Below are 20,572 nucleotides of genomic sequence, written 5' to 3'. Positions count from 1 at the left end.
GAGTTGGACGTAATAGTCCATGCTGAACGCTCGCTGAGCCTGACGGATCAAGCCCAGGTACGAGTTGTTCACCAGCACATGGATGTACGGAATGTTGAATTGCGCGCCAACAGCCAATTCCTCGATCAGGAACTGGAAGTCGTAGTCACCGGACAGGGCGACGACCGTGGCGTCGGGGTCTGCCGTGGCGACGCCGAGCGCGGCGGGCAAGGTCCAGCCCAGTGGCCCGGCCTGGCCCGCGTTGATCCAGTGTCGTGGTTTGTAGACGTGCAGGAGTTGAGACGCCTGGATCTGGGACAGGCCGATGGTGCTGACGTAGCGCACGTCGGGGCCGAACGCCCGGTTCATCTCCTCATAAACCCGCTGGGGCTTGATCGGCACATTGTCGAAGTGAGTCTTGCGCTGCCCCAGCACCTTCCGGGCCCGCACCTGCCCAGCCCAATCGCTACGGTCCCGCAGCTCACCCGCCGCCGCGAGTTCACGCGCGACCTCGATGAACACCTTCAATGCGGCCCCCGCATCAGACGTGATCCCGAAATCCGGAGCGAACACCCGGCCGATCTGCGTCGGCTCGATATCGACATGCACAAAAGTCCGCCCCCGCGTGTAAGTCTCGACACCACCGGTATGGCGATTGGCCCACCGGTTCCCGATACCCAACACGAAATCCGACTCCAGCATGCTGGCATTACCGTAAGGATGCGAGGTTTGCAGCCCCACCATCCCCGCATACAACGGATGATCATCCGCGATCGTGCCCCACCCCATCAGCGTCGGCACCACCGGAACACCGGTCAATTCTGCGAATTCGACCAACAGCCCGGCCGCATCGGCGTTCACGATCCCACCACCAGCCACGATCAACGGACGCTCAGCAGCATTGAGCATCTCGATCGCCTTACGCGCCTGCCCACGCGTGGCCGCCGGACGATGCACCACCAACGGCTCATACGTCGCGATATCGAACTCGATCTCGGCCACCTGCACATCCACCGGCAGATCAATCAACACCGGACCCGGCCGGCCCTCACGCATCAGCTGGAACGCCTTCTGAAACGTCCCCGGCACCTGCGCCGGCTCCAACACCGTCACCGCCCACTTCGCCACCGGCCCCGCGATCGAGGCGATATCGACAGCCTGGAAATCCTCCTTGTGCAACTTGCCCACCGGCGCCTGCCCAGTGATACACAGGATAGGAATGGAATCCGCACTCGCCGAATACAACCCGGTGATCATGTCCGTCCCAGCAGGCCCCGACGTGCCGACACACACCCCGATATTGCCCGCCGCAGCACGCGTATACCCCTCCGCCATGTGCGAAGCAGCCTCCACATGCCGGGCCAGCACATGCTTGATGCCCCCATGCGCGCGCATCGCACTATAGAACGGATTGATCGCCGCCCCAGGCAAACCGAACGCCTGCGACGCCCCCTCCTTCTCCAGAATTAACACCGCGGCATCGACCGTACGCATCCGAGCCATCGTCAGTTCTCCTTATCCGCACGGCCACTCAACCGCTGCACCCCGCGCAGCAGCGCACTGTGATCGAGCGCACCGTCGCCGCTCGCCTTGGCCGAGGCCATCAACTGCTCCACCAGCGAGCCGAGCGGCACCACGACCCCCGCCTCCCGCGCCGCCGCCGTCACGATGCCCATGTCCTTGTGGTGCAGGTCGATTCGGAAGCCAGGCGGGAAGCTGCGGGACAGCATGTTGCCTTGTTTCTGCTCCAGCACCTTCGACCCGGCCAGCCCACCGCCGAGCACGCGCAGTGCGGCCTCGATGTCCACCCCGTACGCCTCGAGGAAGACCACGGCCTCGGCGAGCGCTTCAATATTCGCGGCGACGATCAGTTGGTTGGCCGCCTTGACGGTCTGGCCCGACCCGCTGGGCCCCACGTGCACAACGGTTTTGCCGAGCGTCTCGAAGATCGGCCGCGCCGCCTCGAAGTCCCCCGTGTCACCACCGACCATGATGGACAGCGCGGCGTCGACCGCCCCCTTCTCGCCGCCGGAGACCGGCGCGTCCAGCATCCGAAAGCCCCGCGCGGCAGCCTGTTTCGCGAGCTCCACGGTGACATCGGGCCGAATACTGGAGAAGTCGATGATGAGCGCCCCCGGCTCGGCGCTGTCGAACACGCCCTTCTCGCCGGCCAGCACGTCCTTGACGTCGGGCGAGTCCGGCACCATCAGACAGATCACGTCGGCGCCGCGCACCGCCTCGGCGACGGAGGCGGCGGCGCGCCCGCCCGCCGCGACGAGCGGTTCGGCCTTGTCGGGGCTGCGGTTGTAGCCGGTCACGGTGTTACCCGCGCCGGCGAGGTGGACGGCCATCGGACTGCCCATGATGCCCAGCCCGAGAAATGCGATTGTGGTCATCGGTGTTCCCTGAAGTCGTTGTTCGACAGTGGTTTACGAATTTCCCCGACGTTCGCGCGGCAGCCAGTCGAAGCTGTCGGCGGAGCCGTCGGACGGCTTGTACTCGAGCCCGACCCAGCCGCCGTAGCCATGCAGCTCGAGCTCGGCGAGCTGGCGCAGCAGCGGCAGGTCGCCGCTGCCCGGCTGGTGCCTGCCCGGGCTGTCGGCGATCTGTACGTGGGCGATCCGGTTGGTGTGCTCGGCGATGACCTTGTCGACGTCGTCACCGTTGACCGCCAGGTGGTACAGGTCGGCGAGCAGCCCGACATTGCCTGCGCCCGTTGCCGTTCGGACGCGGTCGAGCACCGCGAGCGCGTCGGCGGCGGTGCGCAGCGGGTAGCGGTCCGCGCCGCTCACCGGCTCGACCAGCACGGTCCCGCCGATGCGGGCGGCCGCCGACGCGGCGAGCGCGAGGTTCTCGGTCGCCAGTTCGTCCTGCGCCTCGGCGGTGGCGTCGTCGGTCCGATTGCCGTAGAGCGCGTTGAAGTTTCGGCAGCCGAGCCGCTCGCCGATCCCGATGGTGACGGCGATGTTGTCGCGGAACTCCGCCGCACGGGCGGGCCAGGACAGCAGGCCGCGATCGCCGCCCGGCATGTCGCCCGCGGCGAAGTTCAGCCCGGCCAGCGCGACGCCGGCGTCCTCGACGGCGGCCACGAACGCGTCGACCTCCTTGTCACCGGGGACGACGCGGTCGAAGGGCCACCAGAACTCGACCGCGTCGAAACCGGCCCGCCGCACCGCTTCCGGGCGCTCGAGCAGCGGCAGCTCGGTGAACAGGATCGAGCAGTTGACCTCATAGCGAAGGGAATGACCCATGGGTTCTCTTTTCCACAATACGGAAACTGAGTTCTGTTATACGGAATACTGTAAGAGCAGCTTCTCACACGGTCAAGGAACATCGAGGGCCGATCGGTGACCGAGACGCCGCCGGTAGGCTTCCACCATCCGGAAACATGGAGGCAGCTAGTGACCGCAGCGAGCGAAGCCAAGGGACGCACCGGCGGCGTCCAGTCGATCGAGCGCGCGTTCGGCCTGCTCGAGGCGATGGCCGACGCGGGAGGGACCATGGGCCTCTCGCAGCTGGCCACCGCCTCCGGCCTGCCGCTGCCCACCATCCACCGCCTGGTGCGCACGCTCGTCGACCTCGGTTACCTCCGTCAAGAGCCCTCGCGCCAGTACGTCCTCGGGCCGAAGCTGATCAAGCTCGGCGAGAGCTCCGCGCACATGCTGAGCCTGCGTGCCCGCCCGCACCTGGCCCGCCTCGTCGACGAGCTCGGCGAGTCCGCCAATATGGCCATGCTCGACGGCGACCAGATCGTCTACGTCGCCCAGGTCCCGTCCCGCCACTCCATGCGCATGTTCACCGAGGTCGGCCGCCGCGTCCTCCCGCACTGCACTGCCGTCGGCAAGGCCCTGCTCGCCGGCCTGCCCCCCGAACGCGCCCGAGACCTATTGCAGCGCAACGGCATGCCGCGCTACACCGAACACACCATTACCGACCCCGAGGAATTCACCCGCCAACTCGAGGCCGCCGCCCGCAACGGCTACGCCATCGACGACGGCGAACAAGAACTCGGCGTCCGCTGCATCGCCGTGGCCGTCCCCCAAGCCCCCACCCACCTGGCCATCTCCATCTCCGGCCCCGTCGGCCGCATGACCGAACCCCTTCTCCACCAAGCCATCCCCCTGCTCACCGAGGTGAGCCGAGCCCTCTCCACCGACCTCCACTGACCCTGGTCAGGGAGCGATTCGGTCCGGCTCGAGGCTCATGGGCATCGCGACCTCGGTCGTCATGAGCACGTAGGAGAAGCAGCGGATGCGCGGAAGCCACGTCTGCAAGATCGACAGGTCGGGCATGGTGACGTGCCCGGAGAGCTTGGCCAGTCCCCGATGCAGGCGAATCCAGTGCGGGACATAGCTTTCCGGGAAGGAGCCGGCTACGCGGTTGAACCACGTCGTGCCGCGGCGCTGCGGTTCGAGATCCGCGACGAACTCGGCCCAGGGCTGATGGGCCGGGCGGTGTGCCATTCCGCCCTCGACTTCCCGGTCCGGGTCGGGACGGGTGTCGAGGACACCGCCGAGCAGCCGGGCATGGGCGGTGAGCAGCCCGAGCAGGATCACGACGGCCTGGTACTCGCCGGGGCGTTCGGTCGAGCCGAGGAACCGGGAGGAGTCGCAGAGGTCACGGGTCGCCCGCACCATCCGGTACAGGTTGAACAGTCGCTTGGCCTCGCGTGGCGTCTCGATTAGAAGGTCGAGCGCCGCCAACAGCTCGAGCTCCGGTTCGGTGAGCGGTATGGACGAGTCGGGCTCGGTCGTCGTCTGTCTTTGCGTGTAGATCTCGGACCCCGGCTCGATCACCAGGGACGTGTTCCCCTCCGAGACGGGCTCGTTGCGCGCCGTGCGCACATCCGGTTGCGTCACAACCGGTTCGGCGCGCGCGGGCGCTTCCCGATCGATCGAGCGCAGCAGGCGGCCGAGGCTCCCGCCCGACATCGTGGGCAGGACAAGCGGAATGTTGAGGATCTTCTCCAAATAGTCTTCGGGCGTGTGCCATTCGCCGTCCGGCTCGCCGACGACGCCGTCGTGCAGCAACTCCGCGTACTGACTACGCAACGACCGGAGCAACCACCTCGGGTCGACGCCGACGACGACCACGAACAGCTTGAACGCCAGCAGGAGATGGACCGCCTGCAGAACGGCGACGACCTGCTCGGGACGGCAGCGATCGAGGTCATCGATGTACAGCACGATGCGGTCCGGCGGCCGCCCCGATCCCGCCCACTCCTCCGGATGCGCGCGCCAGTCCTCCATCAACTGGACGAGCTGCGCGAGATCCTTGCGGATCGTGGAGACCAAACCCAGACTGCCCGAGTAAGACTCGTCCTGTGCGCGATCGGCGAGGAACGCGTAGAGCCGCCGCCCCGGCGCGAGTCGCGCCAGCTGCCTGCCGAGTTCACCGACGTGCGCGACGACGTCGTCGAGCTGTGCCTGCGCGAGGCGCTGTTCGGCCTCGGCGGTGCGCAACTCGGCGAGCTTGCCCGCGAGCTCCTTCACGGCGGAATCCCTGGTCGCCCGGCTCAGCTGCGACTGCACATCCTCGGTGACCGCGCGCAGATTGCGCAGGCCCTCGCGCGTGCGCGCCAGCAGCCAGACGCCGACACCGCCGAACACCGTCGCCGAACCGAGGACCGGGCCCACCCACCCCAGGACCACCGGCGCGACCATCGCCCCAACGACGCCGGCCAGCAGTAGCGCCGCCGCGACCATCAGCGAGCGAATTCCCCACCGCGCGTAGACCCCTCGACGCAGCCCGTCCGCCTCCGTCAAGGTGCCGTGCAGATGCGCGGTGAACAGTTGGGCCTGCTCCACCTGATCGCTGACGCCCAACTGGTCCCAGAGATCGTCGATCCGACTACCGAACACCGGAGAGGCCCGTAGGGCCGTCATGAAATCCCTTGCGGTGGTTTTTCTTTCCGCGATCGCCCGATCCACGGCGGCCTGCAGACGCGCCGCGGTCGCACCCGCCTGCTCCGTGACGAACTCGAGCTGATCGCGTTGGTCGAGGCGCTCGGCCAGCTCGGCGCGAATCTGCTTCGCGTGCTCCTTCGGATCCACGGCCGGGCCGGCCAGCTGCTGGAAGATCTCGTCGCCGAGGCTCGCCCACAGGTTGGTATCCGCGTAATGCCATGCGTTGAAACCGATGTGCGCGATTTGGTCGCAGTACCGCGGATCCGATCCGGCGAGCGATCGGACTCTGTCGCGCAGCATGGCCATGAAAGTGCTCTTACCCGAGCCCCATTCGCCGAAGATTCCGATGGAAAGCGGCAAAGGCGTTGTCCTGTCGGCCATTACGGTGGCCAGCATGCTGACGTACGGGGCGAAACCCAGTTGATCACTGGACAGCGGGAGTCCCTCGGTGGGGTCTACGAGGTCGCGTGCCATTCCACCAGCCAGCCCCATGCCGCGTTCCCGCGAGTACCGCTCGAATTCGCGGGTGATCACTATCTCGTGCGCCGCGGTCTGGCACACGAAGACGAGAGAATTCGGTCGGCCGTTCCCTGCTTCCCGTAACGCGTCGATGGCGGCGGGCACGAGCACCCCCGCGATGCGATCCGCGGGCTCGGAGAGCGCTCCGGTGCCCAGCAGCGGGAGACCCAGCGCTCGAGACCCATTCGCTGCGGCGGCCTCGACCGCACCGCGCACCGCGAGGCGCAGGGAATTGTCGGTGATGTCTCCGAAGTCGCCGACTTGGTCGCGCGGCGTGACCAGGACCGCACGCTCCAGATGCGTGGCGGTGCTCTTCGACTCCCCCGAGAGATCCAACACCCTCGGTTTGTCGGCCCGGATGTCGTCGTAGCGAAGGGAGGCCCAGTCCGCCTCCCGGAATCGCGCCTCCAGCGCGCGCCCCAGCAGGCCGAGACTGCTGCCGAGGGACACCACGATGGTGTCGATCTCCAACTCCCACGGCTGACTCGTCCTGGCGACCGAATACCGCACGTCGCCGATCACTCCCAGAGCGACCCCGGACGGGAACGTGTCAGGCACGGGCACCCCCTGCGCTCACTAGGCCGAGAGTGAGTGTAGCGCAACAGACCTCGCCGACCTCGGGGTCGGACTAGCCCACGTCGCGGCGGAGCCAGGTCACTTCGGCGCCGGATTCGGTTCCGTAGCGGTAGATTTCGAGGTCTTCGTCCCAGGGGGTGCCGAGGGCGCGTTCGATCTCGGCGGCGAGGTCGTAGGTGGTGTATTCGCCGAGTTCGGCTGAGGCCTGCAGCATGGCGCGCAGGCGCATCTCGCCGAGGGTGACGTCGCCGTTGGCGCTGGTGGAGCCGTGCCAGAGGCCGAGGCCGGGGACGAAGCAGTAGCGTTCGCCGTCGACGCCCTCGCTGGGATCCTCGGTGACCTCGAAACGCAGCACGGGCCAGGAGCGCAGGGATTGGGCGATGCGGGCGGCGGTACCGACCGGGCCCATCCACTCGCTGGTGGCGCGGAGTTGGCCGTCGGCGGGCTGAGCGGTCCAGCGCAGCTTGGCCGGCGAGCTGAGCGCAGAGGTGAGCGCCCATTCGACGTGCGGGCACACCGCGGCAGGCGACGAGTGGATGTACACCACACCCGCCGTCACGTCCGCGAACTGACTCGATGCACGCACTACTAACACCTCCAGCGTCGACGGGGGACGTCTTCCCCAACGGCCCGTCTGCTGGTGTTGCCCGAGTGTACTGGAGTGCCCGATGTTACGTGTGTTACTTCACCGCCGTGTTGCCGGAGCGTGTCGCCTCCGCGATAACGGCATCACTGAGGGGCGGCCAGGCCGCTCTCGCCCAGTCGCCGAAATTCTGATCGGTCAATACGAGACACGCCAACGACGACGCGGGGTCCACCCACAGAAATGTGCCGGATTGACCGAAATGCCCATAAGTTCCCCCGGAATTGGCGCTGCCTGTCCAATGCGGAGTCTTCCCGTCGCGAATCTCGAAACCCAGACCCCAGTCATTGGGGCGCTGCGAGCCGTAACCGGGCAGCACGCCATTGAGCCCGGGAAATTGGACGGAGGTCGCTTCGGCGTGCGTCTCGGTGGAGAGCAATCGCGGGTCCAGCAATTCCGCCGCGAAACGAGCGAGATCGGCGGCGGTCGAGCGCCCGGCGTGTCCGGCGGGTCCGGCCAACACCGAGTCACGCATTCCGAGCGGCTCGAACACCGCGTCGCGCAGGTATTCCTCGAACGCGATCCCGGTCTGCTCGGCGACGAATCGCGCGAGCACCTCGAATCCGATACTCGAGTAGATGCGCCGGGTGCCGGGCTCGGCTTGAATATCGTCGGTGTCGAACGCGAGCCCGGAGGTGTGCGCCAGCAGGTGTCGCACCGTCGATCCCGGCGGGCCCGCGGGCTGGTCGAGTTCGATCGCGCCCTCCTCCACCGCGACCAGCACGGCGTAGGCCACCAGCGGCTTGGTCACCGAGGCGAGCGGAAATACCCGATCGACCTCGCCCTCGTGGACGGTCTCGCCGTCACCGGTGACCACCGCGGCCGCCGCGTGCCGGACCGGCCAATCTCGGATTTGCTCGAGTGAACGCACTCAGCGAGCGTACGAGACAACGCCGTTACGATCGAATGACCATGCGTGAACAGTTGATGCTCCACGGCGAGGCCGAGCCCGGCTTCGGGCCCGTCGCCGACGCATTCCGGCGCAATTTCGCCCAGCACGGCGAGATCGGCGCGGCGGTCGCGGTGTACGAGGGCGACCGGCCGGTGGTGGATCTGTGGGCGGGCCACCGCGATCGGCGCCGCACCCTGCCGTGGGAGCGGGACACGATCGTGCCGGTCTTCTCCTCCACGAAGGGCATGGCCGCGTTCACGCTCGCCTCGGCGGTGTCGCGGGGACTGCTCGACTACGCCGAACCGGTGGCGAAGTACTGGCCCGAGTTCGCCGCCCAGGGCAAGGAATCGATCACCGTGCGCCAGCTGATCGACCACCAGGCGGGCCTGTCCGGCCTGGATTCGGTGGTGCGGCTGAGTCAGATCGCCGACCTGGACGGGCTCGCGAAGATCCTGGCCGCGCAGAAGCCGGCGTGGCGGCCGGGCACCCGCCACGGCTACCACGCGATCACCCTCGGCCTCTACCAGGGCGAGCTGCTGCGCCGAGTCGATCCGCAGCACCGCACGCTCGGGAGAGTCTTCGCCGAGGACTTCGCGAAACCGCTCGGCCTGGATTTCTTCATCGGCCTGCCCGCCGACCAGGGTCTGGAGCGCATCGCCACGATGGCCGCCACCCGCGGCCTCGACGCCGTGCGCTACGAGCGCGATCTCCCGCTGCGCATCGGGGCCGAGTTCGTGGCCAAGCGCGGGTACTCCTATGCGGCACTGAGCAATCCACGCACGGGCGATCCGGCGCGGGCGACGCGGCGCGAGTTCCTCGAGGTGGAGCTGCCGGGCTCCAACGGTGTCGGCAACGCGCGCTCGCTGGCCCGGGTCTACGGCGCTGCGGCGCGCCGCACCGGTGCGCTCCCGATCGACGACGACGTGCTCGACCTGCTCGCCGCCGCGGACACCGCCGACGACGTCCCGGCCGCGGATCTGGTGCTGCACATCAAGACTCGCTACCACCTCGGCTTCCGCAAGTCCGGCGGCGGCTTCCGCTTCGGCTCCGACAAGCGCGCCTACGGCACCACCGGCCTCGGCGGCTCCTTCGGATTCGCCGACCCCGCAACGGGTCTCGGCTTCGGCTACACCATGAACCGCCTCGGTCTCGCCGTCCTGGACGACGTCCGCAGCCGCAACCTGCGCGAGGCCGTGCTGCGCTGCACCGGCTCGCCGTAGCATGCCGCACGAGTGGACCATCGCTCCCGAGCCCTTCGATTCCCCTGTCGCCCTTGCGCTTTGGCGCGCCTACTACACCGAGGTCAGCGACCGCTGGTATCGGCTGCACGAGGGAAGGGCCACCGATTCGGCAGAACTCGAGCGCGAAATAGCGGCGACCTCGGGCGCGGAATTCGCACCGCCGCGCGGGGTGTTGCTGATCGCCCGATATGCGGACGAGCCAGTCGGCACCGCCGGAGTGCATTTACTCGACGACACCACCGCCGAGTTGAATCGCGTATTCCTCCTCGCGCACATGCGCGGAAAAGGGGGCGCGGTTCGGCTGGTGTCGGCCGCCGAACACCATGCGCGCGGACTCGGCGCCGAGCGAATCGTGCTCGATACCCGCCTCGATCTCGTGGAGGCCAGGGCGCTGTATGCCCGGCTCGGATACGCCGAGTCGACGCCGCACAACGACCAGATGTACGCGCAGTGCTGGTACCGCAAGAACCTGTAGTCGAACGCCGCAGATGTTTACACTGGCGAGGCTCCACCGTCTTCACCGATTCGATCGATAACCGAGCACGGAATCGAGGGACCTCGTGGCAGAGCAGCCCGCAACCATCGACACCTATATCGCCGCTTTTCCCGAAGAGGTGCGCGGCATTCTCACCGAAATTCGGCGCACCATCCAGGGCGCGCTGCCGGAGGCGACGGAGGCGATCAGCTACGACATCCCCACCTTCAAGGTGAACGGCCGCAACATCGTCCACTTCGCCGGATGGAAGTCCCACATCAGCGTCTACCCGATCCCCGACGGCGACAAAGCCTTCGATCGCGCCGTCGAACCGTATCGGGCGGGCAAGGGAACGCTGAAATTCCCGCTGAGCAAACCCATTCCGTACGACCTCATCGCGCAGATCGCGACCGCGCTCGCCAGCCGCGCCGGACGCCCACAGGAGAAGGGTCTTCGCCCGCCCCCACGCTAAGCGGCATGATGATCGACATCTCGAGGTCGATCGGCTGGGCAGGAAAAGGTTTCAGATGTCAGAGTTACGCAGGCTCCAGTTCGCGATCGACGCACTAGAGCAGACCCATATTCGAAGCGCCGTGATCGTCACGGAGAACTCGGTCCCGCTCGGCTACACCGTGCCCGACTTCAAACTCCTCGACGAGACACCGAAGGTGGTGCGGCTCAGCGAGATCGTCCCCGCCGTACTGATCTTCTACCACGGCGCCTGGTCGCTGCGCTGCGCCGACACCCTGCGCCGGTACGAGCGAGAACTACTGCCCGAACTGTCGCGCAGAGGCGTGCACCTGGTCGGGATCAGTCCCCAACTGCCCGACGGTTCGCAGTACACCAGGGCCTTGAACAACCTCACGTTCCCGCTGCTGTCCGACGTCGGCAATGTCATCGCGCGCACGCTGGGCATCGCCCACTTCGCGGACCCCACCACCATGGACGCCGTGGAGTTGGCCGGTTATGCGGTCGGCAACCGCAACCCCCAGGGCGACTGGGAACTCCCGCACCCCACCACGCTCATCCTCGATCGCGCCAGAACCGTCCGCTTCATCGACGTCCGCGTCGACGACCTGCCGCCGACCCACCCGAAAGACATTCTGAGCGAACTGAACTCGTGACGAACACGCATGCGCCGTCCGGCCGATGGGCCGGACGGCGCGTCGGGACTTACCAGTCCGCCTCGGTGTACTTGATGATGCCGCGAATGTTCTTGCCGTCCAGCATGTCCTGGTAGCCCTGGTTGATCTCCTCCAGGGAGTAGGTGCGGGTGACCATGTCGTCCAGGTTGAGCTGGCCCGCCTTGTAGAGCCGGAGCAGGTTCGGGGCGTCCTGCCTTGCGTTGCCGCCGCCGAAGATGCAGCCCTTCACGGTCTTCTGCAGCATGGACAGCAGGAAGCTGTTCATCTTCACGTCGCCGGCGTCCATCCGGCCCATCGAGGTGACGACCAGGGTGCCAGCCTTGGCGGTCAGGATCAGGCCCTCCTCGACGTAGTCGCCGTGCATCTCGCCCATGGTGAGGATGACCTTCTCGGCCATCCGCCCCTCGGTGGCGTCCATGAGCGGCATGATCGCGGCGGCCATGCTCTCGTAGGTGTGCGTGGCGCCGAACTTCTGCGCCTGCTCCCGCTTCCACGGATTCGGGTCGATGGCAACGACTTTCGAGGCGCCGGAGAGCACCGCGCCCTGCAGCGCGCTCATGCCGACGCCGCCGATGCCGGCGATCACCACGGTCTCCCCCGGCGCGACCTGCGCGACGTGGGTGGAGGAGCCGAAGCCGGTCGGCACGCCGCAGCCGACGAGGCAGGCCACCTCGAACGGGATGGTCGGGTCGATCTTGACGACCGAGGTGTGGTGCACCGTCATGTACGGCGAGAAGGTGCCGAGCAGGCACATCGGGATGACGTTCTCCCCGCGCGCCTGGATCCGGTAGGTGCCGTCGCTGATCGCCTGACCCATCAGCAGGCCCGCGCCCAGGTCGCACAGCGCCATATTGCCGCTCACACACGCCGGACAGCGCCCGCACGCGGGAATGAACGACAGGATGACGTGGTCACCCACCTGCAGGTCGGCGGGGCAGTTCGGCCCGAGCTTGGTGATCACGCCCGCGCCCTCGTGCCCGCCCATGACCGGGAACGCGGGCATCGGCGTCGCGCCGGTGACGATGTGATGGTCCGAATGGCACATGCCCGCCGTCTCCAGCCGAATCTGCACCTCGCCGGAGACCGGATCGCCGACCTCGATCTCTTCTACCGACCACGGTTGGTCGATCCCCCACAGGATCGCGCCCTTCGTCTTCATTCCTGTCGACCCTCTCGCATGCACGTGCTTATATGTGACTGCACCCACACTACGAGAAAAGTGGAACGCGTTCTAGTACCGGGCCGAAATTTCAGCTGTATCGGTGATCGAAGGTTCGGAACACGTTCTAGGTTCCGCGCCGTCAGCCGCGGACGTCGTGCACGTGATGGACCAGATCGTGGATGAAGTAGCGCGCGAAGGAGTCCACGGTGAAGCTCGCGCCGTCGCTGCGCTCGCCCCGCCGGTCGCGCTGCTCGGGCGGGACGGACTCGAAGGACCGCGCGACGGTCTCCGCGGCGGCGGCCAGCTCGGCGGCGACCCGCGCCGGGTCCTGCTGGTCGTAGCGCTCGGCCACGGCGGTCTCGTCCTGGTCCCAGTTCGCGAAGCGCGGGACCGTGCCGTCGTCGGTGCCGCGCAGCATCTGCTGCAGGCGACTGTCGAACAGCACGCATACGTCGCGCACGTGCGCGCCGTACTCCAGTGGCGACCAGGTCGACTCGTCCGGGCGCTGCCGGACGTCGGGGCGGGCGAGTACCTCGGTGAATCGAGAGGCGGTGTCGCGCACCAGCGGCGGCACGTCGGCGTAGCCGGTCGCGGCGGGGTCGAATCCGCAGTCGGGGCAGGCGCGTTCGACGACCCAGGTCCAGTTCTTCACATCGGGAACGATCGGCATGCGCCCAACCTAACCTGGCCGAATATCGGCAACCACAGATATCCGGCCGACTGTCGGCAACATCCCGTCAATCACTCCATCAGTCGATGCGCCCGCTCGAACAGCTCGAGGGTGATGGCGTGCAGGAAGTCGCCGACCTGCTTGGGCGCCTTGCCCGCGAACGCGCGCGCGTGCGTGCCCTCCAGCACGATGCCGAGCTTGAAGCAGGCGAGCACCGTGTACCACGGGACGGCGCTGAGGTCGCGGTCGGAGAACTGCCCGTAGTGGGCGACCATCTCCTCCGGCGTCGGCAGCCCGCCGACGGCGCCGAGCTTGCCGATCAGCGCGGCGCCGGTGGTGCCGGGCTCCGGCCGGGTCGCGATCTGCCAGCCCAGATCGAGCAGCGGATCGCCGATGGTGGACATCTCCCAGTCGACCATGGCCGCGACCTGCGGGCCGTCGTAGGAGAACATCATGTTCGCTAGGTGGCAGTCGCCGTGCAGGATGCCCGGGGTCCACTGTGTGGGCCGGTGCCGATCCAGCCACTCGCCGGTCTGCTCGACGCCGGGAATCTGCGGCCCGGGGTAGCCCTCGTTGGCCGCGTACGACTCGAGCTCGCCGAGCCAGCGCGGGACCTGACGCTCGAGGAAGCCGTCGGGCTTGCCGTAGTCGGACAGCCCGAGGGCCTCGTAGTCGAGCGCGCCGAGCCGGGCGATGGCCTCGACCGCCGACAACCCCATTCCCTTGCGTATCGCCGGATCGCCCGCGTGCAACTCCGGCAGCTCGTTGGACGGGTTGAAGCCGGTGATCGGCTCCATCAGATAGAACACCGCGCCGATCACCGACTCGTCGGGGCAGGCGGCGATCACCCGCGGCGCGCGCACATCGGTGCCGTTGATCGCGCCGAGCAGGCGGGCCTCGCGCCGGATCACGTCGTTGCTCTTGGCGCGCAGATGCTTCGGCCCGCGACGCAGCACGTAGTCGGTGCCGCCGCGGCGGAACCGCAGCATGACGTTCTGCGTTCCGCCGCCGAGCGAGCTCACATCCTCGAATTCGCCTGGGGGCAGGCCCTGTTCATCCATCCACCCGCCGACGAGGGCGAAGTCGACGAGTTCACGATCCACGCCTACCGGCTGCGCAACAGACATCCCCACATTGTGCACCACCCGCCGCACCCAACTGACGGCGCTAGACAACAGTTGGGGCCGAACCGGCGCGGCGTAGGGTTTCGGGCACCATGCGCACGTTGTTGATCGACAATTACGACTCGTTCACCTACAACCTGTATCAGCTGATCAGCGAGGTGAACGGCATCGAGCCGACCGTCGTGCGCAATGACGAGGCCGGCGAGCTCGAACTGGCCCGCTTCGACAACATCGTCATCTCGCCCGGACCGGGCAGACCGGACGTCGCCCGCGATGTGGGCATCTCCGCGGCGGTGATCGCCGAGACGGATCTGCCGCTGCTCGGCGTGTGCCTCGGGCACCAGCGCATCGTGGTCGCCGAGGGCGGGACGGTCGACGTCGCGCCGGCCGCGCGGCACGGTTACCTCGACCGAATCGGGCACGACGACCGGGACCTGTTCGCCGGGCTCCCGCAGCGCTTCACCGCCGTCCGCTACCACTCCCTCTGCGCGCAGCGGCCGCTGCCCGACAGCCTGGAGATCACCGCGACGGCCGCCGACGGGGTGATCATGGGGGTGCGCCATCGCACCCGGCCGCAGTGGGGCGTGCAGTTCCATCCCGAGTCGATCGCCAGCGAGTTCGGCACCGCGCTGCTGCGCAACTTCGCGAGACTCACTGCGGCGCACCGGACCAGGGCCACCGGACGCGACACGACGGCGCGGCGAGCTGACCCGGTGACGATGCGGCTGCGGCCCGTCACCGTCACCCGGCCCCGAACACGTTCGGCGCCAACGCCATCGACCACCTCCACGCTGGCCCACGAGCAATTCCCCGCGCTGGTCGAGCAATTCGGCGCGCAGAGCACCGGCCCGTTCAGCGAGGTCGCGCGCACGGGCGTGCCGGATCGCGACCCGCCTCGGCATTGGCAGTTGCGGCACACCGTGATCGAGCGCGCGATCGACACCGAGAGCGCGTTCGTCCGGCTGTACGGCAACTCCCCCACCGCCTTCTGGCTCGACAGCGAGCACGTCGAGCCGGGCCTCGACCGGTTCTCCTTCCTCGGCGACGCGAGCGGGCCACTGGCGGAGGTGGTGCGCTACCGGGTCGGCACGGGCGAGGTGACCGTCGAGTCGTCGGACGGGAACCGCCGCCTGGTCGCCGGCGGGGTGCTCGACTACCTGGCCGCCCAGCTCCGGCTGCGCGAACTCGAAACACCCGACCTGCCATTCGATTTCGCGGGCGGGTACGTCGGTTATCTGGGCTACGAGATCAAGGCCGACTGCGGCGGGCAGACTGTCCATCGGGCGCCGACCCCGGACGCGCAGTGGATCTTCGCCGACCGCATCGTGGTGGTCGACCACGTCGCCGGCCGCACTTACCTACTGTCGCTGACGGATTCGACCGCCGAGTCGCTGCGCGCGGGCGCCGACTGGCTCCGCGACACCGGCGAGACCCTGGAAACCCTTCCGACATGGGCGAATCCGCCGACGCTCGACATACCGTCGGACGGCGACGCCGTCGAACCGCTGCTGAGCAGGGGCCGGGAACGCTACCTCGCCGACATCGCGGTGTGCCGGGAGCGGCTGCTCGCCGGCGAGTCCTACGAGATCTGCCTGACCGACGGCGTGACCGTGCCCGCCGTCGAGGACGGCGGACTCGACTTCTATCGCACCCTGCGGCGGTGCAATCCGGCGCCCTACGCGGCGTACCTGCGCTTCGACGACCTCGAGATCGCCTGCTCCTCCCCGGAGCGCTTCCTGAAGATCGACCGGAGCCGCACGGTGGAGAGCAAGCCGATCAAGGGCACCGCGCCGCGCGGCGCGACTCCCGCCGAGGACGAGCGGCTCGCCCGTGAACTGGCCGACAGCCCGAAGACCAGGGCCGAGAACCTGATGATCGTCGACCTGCTGCGCAACGACCTCGGCCGGGTCTGCGAGATCGGCAGCGTGCACGTGCCGAAGCTGATGGCCATCGAGTCGTATATGACCATGCACCAACTGGTCTCGACCGTGCGCGGCACGCTGCGCCCCGGCGTCGGCGTGATCGACTGCCTGCGTGCGTGTTTCCCCGGCGGCTCGATGACCGGCGCGCCGAAGCTGCGCACCATGGAGATCATCGACGAGTTGGAGACCGAGGCGCGCGGAATCTACTCCGGCGCCATCGGTTTCCTCGGGCTCGGCGGCACCGCCGACCTCAATATCGTCATCCGGACCGCCGTGCGCTACGGCGGCCGCTGGCGGATCGGCGCGGGCGGGGCCATCGTGCTCGACTCCGATCCCGAGGACGAGTACCACGAGATGGTGCTGAAGGCCGCCGCCACCCTTCGCGCGGCGACCGACCGCGTCACCGGCTGAGGAGTTCCCGCGGACGGCGCGGCTTGCCGAGTAAAGGGGTCGGCGGAGTCGGCGTGTCGGTGGGGCGTGGCATAGTTCGAGCACGATGAAACTCAGCAAAGGCGCCAACGCGGGAGTACCGACATCCCTTCTTGCCGTGGTTGTTTCGTGGCGGTCGGACCATGCGGTAGACGCGCACGCCCTCCTGCTCGGCGAGTCCGGCACGGTGCGCACGGACCGCGATCTCGTGTTCTACAACGCGCCGCGCCACGTCTCCCAGGCGGTGACGATCGATCAGGAGCCCGCGCCGCGGACCGCCCGGCTCAGCGTCTCGCTGCCGCGCACGGAGCAGGACGTGCACCGGATCGTGATCACCGGCTCGGTGGACGACGGCACCTTCGCCGACCTCACCGGCCTGTCGCTCACCATCCACGACGCGCACGGGCCGATGCACGGCTTCACCATCGAGGACGCCGACCCGGTCACCGCGCTCATGTTCGGCGAGTTCTACCGCAGGGACGGGCAGTGGCGGTTTCGGGCCATCGCGCAGGGCTGGTCCACCGGATTGGCCGGGCTGGTCACCGAGTTCGGGGTGAGCGTCGACGAGCAGCCGCGCACGCCGCACCCCGCGGACCCGTTCGGCGACGGGCGCGCGCCGCTCGTTCCGGCCGGCGACCCGTACCGGAGCGACCCGGCGGAGGACGCGAATCCGGCTCTGTCCCACACGGATCTGCTCGACCAGCCGCCCGCGCCCCGCTCGAACGGGCGGCCGGTCGACCTGGGCCGCCGCCCGGCAGACCCGGCTCCCCCGCCGCCCCCGCCGCCGAATCCCGAACTGGCCGACTGGCATTCGGACCCCGAGAATCCGGCCGGGCTGCGCTGGTGGGACGGCAACGAGTGGACCGGCGCCACCCGCCGTCGGCCGCCGCCGGGCGAGCGGCACTGCGCACGGTGCGGAAACCCGCGCCGCCGCAAGCTGTTCGGCGGACTCGCACCGTGTCATCCGTGCGCGACGGAGACCGAGGAGTTCCTGACGCACTGGCACACCCAGGCGTGGCGGGTGCTCACCGCCAACGGCCCGCGCGGCCCGGAGTGGGCGGCACTGTGGGCGTCGCTGCGGTATCAGCGCATCGATGAGAACGCGGGGCGCGAGGCGCTGCGCGACGCCGCCCTGAGCTACGTGGAGCGGCTGGTCGCGTTCACCTTCGCCGACGGCGAGGTCGAGCACGACGAGCTGGCGGCGTTCGAGCACGCCGTCAAGGAGTTGGCTCTGGCGGGCCCGCTGATCGAGGACCTGCGCCGCCGAATGCACCGGGGCCGCACGCTGTCCCGGCTGCGGTCGGGTGATCTGCCGGTGATCCGCACGCCCGGCCTGCACCTGGACCCCGAGGAGAAGGTGCACCTCGATCTGCCCGCCGTGCACGTGCGCCAGCTGGCCCGCGGTCCTCGGCTCACCGAGGGCAGGCTGATCGTCAGCAACAAGAAGCTGCGCTTCGTCGGCGACGGCACCGGCACCGAATTGCCTTGGTCCCGCGTGGTTTCCGTGCAGACCGAGCAGGACACGGTGGTACTCGCGGCGACCTCGGCCCGCGGCGGCGCCACCTTCACCGTCGGCGACCCGGACTACGTCGCCGCCGCCCTCGAGGGCGCGCTGCGGGTGGCCAAACGCCTCATCCTCACCCCCGGCCAGCGCGACACCCGCAGCATCCCGCAGGAGGTGAAAGCCGAAGTGTGGCAACGCGACGGCGGCAAATGCGTCGAGTGCGGCGACAGCCACTACCTCGAGTTCGACCACATCATCCCGCTCAGCCGCGGCGGCGCCACCAGCGCCACGAACCTCCAGATCCTCTGCCGCGCCTGCAATCGCGCGAAGGGAGCGCGCATCTGAACGAGCCACACCCTCGCAGCGGCGGATTCAAGAGGCGTGCGGCTCCTCGCTCAGCAGGCCCGCCGCGCGGCCGAGATCGACCAGCATGGCGTCGAAGAGGATCTCGGGATTGGACAGCGGGATAGGGTAATTGCCGAAGACCTCCAGGGTGACGTGGCCGTACAGGCGCGCCCACATCTGGATCATGAGGTACACGACGCCGAGGTCGAGTTTCTCGGCGGGGAACTTCTGGCCCGACTCCGACAGTGCCGCAAGCAGTTCGGTTTGGAAGTGCACGAGATCCTCGCGCAGTTCGGGCGGGATGACGTCGGTCGGCGGGGTGACGATGTCGTAATTGGCGAGCAGCCGGCCCGCGGCGGCGAGGAAGATCCGGCCGAACGGCTCGTCGAAGCGGCGCAGCGCGCGGGCCTCGCCGCCGCCGGGCGAGGCGAACACCAGGGTGAACTCCCTGGTGTGCGCCAGCGCCCAGCGCCGAAAACCCTTGCAGATGGCGAAGAACTGCACCACCCCGTCGTCGGGCAGCGTCGCGATCTCGGCGGCCAACTCGCCGGCGAGCTCGGCGCAGAACTCCAGCCGCAGCCGCTCCAGCAGGTCGTCCAGCGACCCGTAGTAGCGGTACAGCGCGGGTGCGGTGATGCCGAGTTCGCGCGCGATCGCGCGCAGACTCACCGCAGCCTGTCCATGGTCGACAAGCAGGGTCCTGGCCACCCGCCGGATCTCAGCGTCGGTCACGATCGGCGAGCGCCCCCGGGGTTTGGGGTTACTCATAGGCTGATTCAAGCGTATTCGACATCCCAGCGCTTGATGCCGTTCAACCACCCGGAACGCAGCCGCACCGGCTCGGCGACCTGGCGCAGGTTCGGCATCGCGTCGGCGATGGCGTTGAACATCAGATCGATCTGCAGGCGGGCCAGGTTAGCGCCGACGCAGTAGTGCGTGCCGGTGCCGCCGAACCCGACGTGCGGATTCGGGTTGCGCAGCACGTCGAAGCTGAACGGATCCTTGAACGCCTCCTCGTCGAAGTTCGCCGAGCCGTAGAACAAGCCGAGCCGCTGGCCCTTCTTGATCTGCTGGCCGCCGAGCTCGAGATCCTGGGTCGCGGTGCGCTGGAAGGCGTTCACCGGGGTGGCCCAGCGGACGATCTCGTCGGGCGCGGTGCGCGGGCGCTGCTCCTTGTAGAGCTCCCACTGGTCCGGGTTGTCCACGAAGGCCTTCATGCCGTGGGTGATCGAGTTGCGGGTGGTCTCGTTGCCGGCCACCGACAGCAGGATGACGAAGAAGGCGAACTCGTCGGAGGCCAGGCCCTCGCCGTCGATGTCGGCGTTGACCAGCTGGGTCACGATATCGTCGGCCGGACACTTGCGGCGGTCCTCGGCCATGTTCCACGCGTAGCCCATCACCTCGGCCGTCGCCACCTGGTGATCGCCCTCGAACTCCGGATCGTCGTAGGAGATCATTTGGTTGGACCAGTCGAAGATCTTCTTGCGATCCTCCTGCGGGATGCCGATGAGTTCGGCGATGGCCTGCAGCGGCAGTTCGCACGCGACCTGTTCGACGAAGTCGCCGCTGCCGTTCTTCTTGGCCTCGTGCACGATCTTGGCGGCCCGCTCGGTGAGCGCGGCGCGCAGGCTCTCGATCGCGCGCGGCGTGAAGCCCTTCGAGACGATCCGGCGGACCTTGGTGTGCTTGGGCGGATCGAGGTTGATCAGCAGCATGTCGTTGAGCATGCCGATCTGCTCCGGGGAGACGTCCTCGTTGAACCGGATGATCGAGCCCTTCTCGTGCGAGGAGAACAGCTCCGGCTGCTTCGAGATCTGCTTGATGTGGTCGAGCTTCGACACGACCCAGTAGCCCCCGTCGTCGAACCCGCTGGCCCGCCCGGACTGCTCGCACCACCACACGGGCGCGGTCCGCCGCAGCTCGGCGAACTCCTGGACGGGCAGTCGGCTGGCGAGCACATCGGGATCGGTGAAGTCGAATCCCGCGGGAATCGCGGGCGTGGTCACGGTCACGGCTATCTCCTACCGGTCTGAACTGCAG

Annotated in this window: 18 protein-coding genes; 7 read left to right on the top strand and 11 right to left on the bottom strand. The window is 68.2% G+C overall.

The window, feature by feature from the left end:
- The 3 genes from gcl to ON39_RS10160 form a co-directional block, all read right to left on the bottom strand.
- A partial coding sequence (gene gcl, locus ON39_RS10170; RefSeq protein WP_040733142.1) for a glyoxylate carboligase occupies nt 1-1,482 on the bottom strand: 1,482 nt, incomplete at its 3' end.
- A gap of 2 nt (nt 1,483-1,484) precedes the next feature.
- Nucleotides 1,485-2,375 (bottom strand): 2-hydroxy-3-oxopropionate reductase, encoded by an 891-nt coding sequence (locus tag ON39_RS10165; protein WP_040733141.1) that lies wholly within the window; start codon nt 2,373-2,375, stop codon nt 1,485-1,487.
- Between the two features lie 33 nt (nt 2,376-2,408).
- Nucleotides 2,409-3,230 carry a hydroxypyruvate isomerase family protein gene (locus ON39_RS10160; protein ID WP_040733140.1) on the bottom strand — a complete coding sequence of 274 codons (822 nt, stop codon included), beginning with the start codon at nt 3,228-3,230 and terminating at the stop codon, nt 2,409-2,411.
- A 150-nt stretch (nt 3,231-3,380) separates the two neighbouring features.
- On the opposite strand from ON39_RS10160, the gene ON39_RS10155 reads away from it, so the two are divergent.
- Complete coding sequence (locus ON39_RS10155; protein WP_040733139.1) at nt 3,381-4,145, top strand: IclR family transcriptional regulator; 765 nt, start codon at nt 3,381-3,383, stop codon at nt 4,143-4,145.
- Nucleotides 4,146-4,151: 6 nt separating this feature from the next.
- On the opposite strand, the gene ON39_RS10150 is transcribed toward ON39_RS10155, so the two are convergent.
- The 3 genes from ON39_RS10150 to ON39_RS10140 form a co-directional block, all read right to left on the bottom strand.
- Nucleotides 4,152-6,962, bottom strand: a complete 2,811-nt coding sequence (locus ON39_RS10150) for a P-loop NTPase fold protein (RefSeq protein WP_146251262.1) — start codon at nt 6,960-6,962, stop codon at nt 4,152-4,154.
- 70 nt (nt 6,963-7,032) lie between these two features.
- Complete coding sequence (locus tag ON39_RS10145; protein WP_040733137.1) at nt 7,033-7,566, bottom strand: DUF3145 domain-containing protein; 534 nt, start codon at nt 7,564-7,566, stop codon at nt 7,033-7,035.
- Between the two features lie 94 nt (nt 7,567-7,660).
- Nucleotides 7,661-8,494 carry a serine hydrolase domain-containing protein gene (locus tag ON39_RS10140; protein ID WP_040733136.1) on the bottom strand — a complete coding sequence of 278 codons (834 nt, stop codon included), beginning with the start codon at nt 8,492-8,494 and terminating at the stop codon, nt 7,661-7,663.
- Between the two features lie 41 nt (nt 8,495-8,535).
- On the opposite strand from ON39_RS10140, the gene ON39_RS10135 reads away from it, so the two are divergent.
- The 4 genes from ON39_RS10135 to ON39_RS10120 all read left to right on the top strand — a co-directional run bounded on the left by ON39_RS10135 (nt 8,536) and on the right by ON39_RS10120 (nt 11,355).
- Nucleotides 8,536-9,735 carry a serine hydrolase domain-containing protein gene (locus ON39_RS10135; RefSeq protein ID WP_051186480.1) on the top strand — a complete coding sequence of 400 codons (1,200 nt, stop codon included), beginning with the start codon at nt 8,536-8,538 and terminating at the stop codon, nt 9,733-9,735.
- Between the two features lies 1 nt (nt 9,736).
- Nucleotides 9,737-10,231 (top strand): GNAT family N-acetyltransferase, encoded by a 495-nt coding sequence (locus ON39_RS10130; protein WP_040733134.1) that lies wholly within the window; start codon nt 9,737-9,739, stop codon nt 10,229-10,231.
- Between the two features lie 85 nt (nt 10,232-10,316).
- Nucleotides 10,317-10,703, top strand: a complete 387-nt coding sequence (locus ON39_RS10125) for an iron chaperone (protein ID WP_040733133.1) — start codon at nt 10,317-10,319, stop codon at nt 10,701-10,703.
- A 55-nt stretch (nt 10,704-10,758) separates the two neighbouring features.
- Nucleotides 10,759-11,355, top strand: a complete 597-nt coding sequence (locus ON39_RS10120; RefSeq protein ID WP_051186477.1) for a peroxiredoxin-like family protein — start codon at nt 10,759-10,761, stop codon at nt 11,353-11,355.
- A 49-nt stretch (nt 11,356-11,404) separates the two neighbouring features.
- Here ON39_RS10120 and ON39_RS10115 read toward each other — a convergent pair whose 3' ends face one another.
- The 3 genes from ON39_RS10115 to ON39_RS10105 form a co-directional block, all read right to left on the bottom strand.
- The gene (locus tag ON39_RS10115; protein ID WP_040733132.1) at nt 11,405-12,535 is read right to left on the bottom strand and encodes an NDMA-dependent alcohol dehydrogenase; all 1,131 of its coding nucleotides are present in this window, start codon (nt 12,533-12,535) and stop codon (nt 11,405-11,407) included.
- A gap of 142 nt (nt 12,536-12,677) precedes the next feature.
- Nucleotides 12,678-13,208, bottom strand: a complete 531-nt coding sequence (locus tag ON39_RS10110) for a DinB family protein (protein ID WP_040733131.1) — start codon at nt 13,206-13,208, stop codon at nt 12,678-12,680.
- Between the two features lie 71 nt (nt 13,209-13,279).
- The gene (locus ON39_RS10105) at nt 13,280-14,335 is read right to left on the bottom strand and encodes a phosphotransferase family protein (protein WP_040733187.1); all 1,056 of its coding nucleotides are present in this window, start codon (nt 14,333-14,335) and stop codon (nt 13,280-13,282) included.
- 89 nt (nt 14,336-14,424) lie between these two features.
- Here ON39_RS10105 and pabB point away from each other — a divergent pair, with 89 nt between their 5' ends.
- Both pabB and ON39_RS10095 read left to right on the top strand, forming a co-directional pair.
- Nucleotides 14,425-16,665 (top strand): aminodeoxychorismate synthase component I, encoded by a 2,241-nt coding sequence (pabB, locus tag ON39_RS10100; RefSeq protein WP_040733130.1) that lies wholly within the window; start codon nt 14,425-14,427, stop codon nt 16,663-16,665.
- 85 nt (nt 16,666-16,750) lie between these two features.
- On the top strand, nt 16,751-18,532 hold the full coding sequence (locus ON39_RS10095) for a TerD family protein (RefSeq protein ID WP_040733129.1): 1,782 nt from the start codon (nt 16,751-16,753) through the stop codon (nt 18,530-18,532).
- Between the two features lie 27 nt (nt 18,533-18,559).
- On the opposite strand, the gene ON39_RS10090 is transcribed toward ON39_RS10095, so the two are convergent.
- Nucleotides 18,560-19,300: a TetR/AcrR family transcriptional regulator gene (locus ON39_RS10090; RefSeq protein ID WP_040733128.1), complete on the bottom strand. Its 741-nt coding sequence runs from the start codon at nt 19,298-19,300 to the stop codon at nt 18,560-18,562.
- Between the two features lie 8 nt (nt 19,301-19,308).
- Nucleotides 19,309-20,538 carry a cytochrome P450 gene (locus ON39_RS10085; RefSeq protein ID WP_040733186.1) on the bottom strand — a complete coding sequence of 410 codons (1,230 nt, stop codon included), beginning with the start codon at nt 20,536-20,538 and terminating at the stop codon, nt 19,309-19,311.
- Nucleotides 20,539-20,572: the final 34 nt, after the last annotated feature.

Source organism: Nocardia tenerifensis NBRC 101015 (genome assembly GCF_000308715.1).
GTDB lineage: Bacteria > Actinomycetota > Actinomycetes > Mycobacteriales > Mycobacteriaceae > Nocardia > Nocardia tenerifensis.
This window is presented reverse-complemented; position numbering and strand designations above follow the sequence as displayed.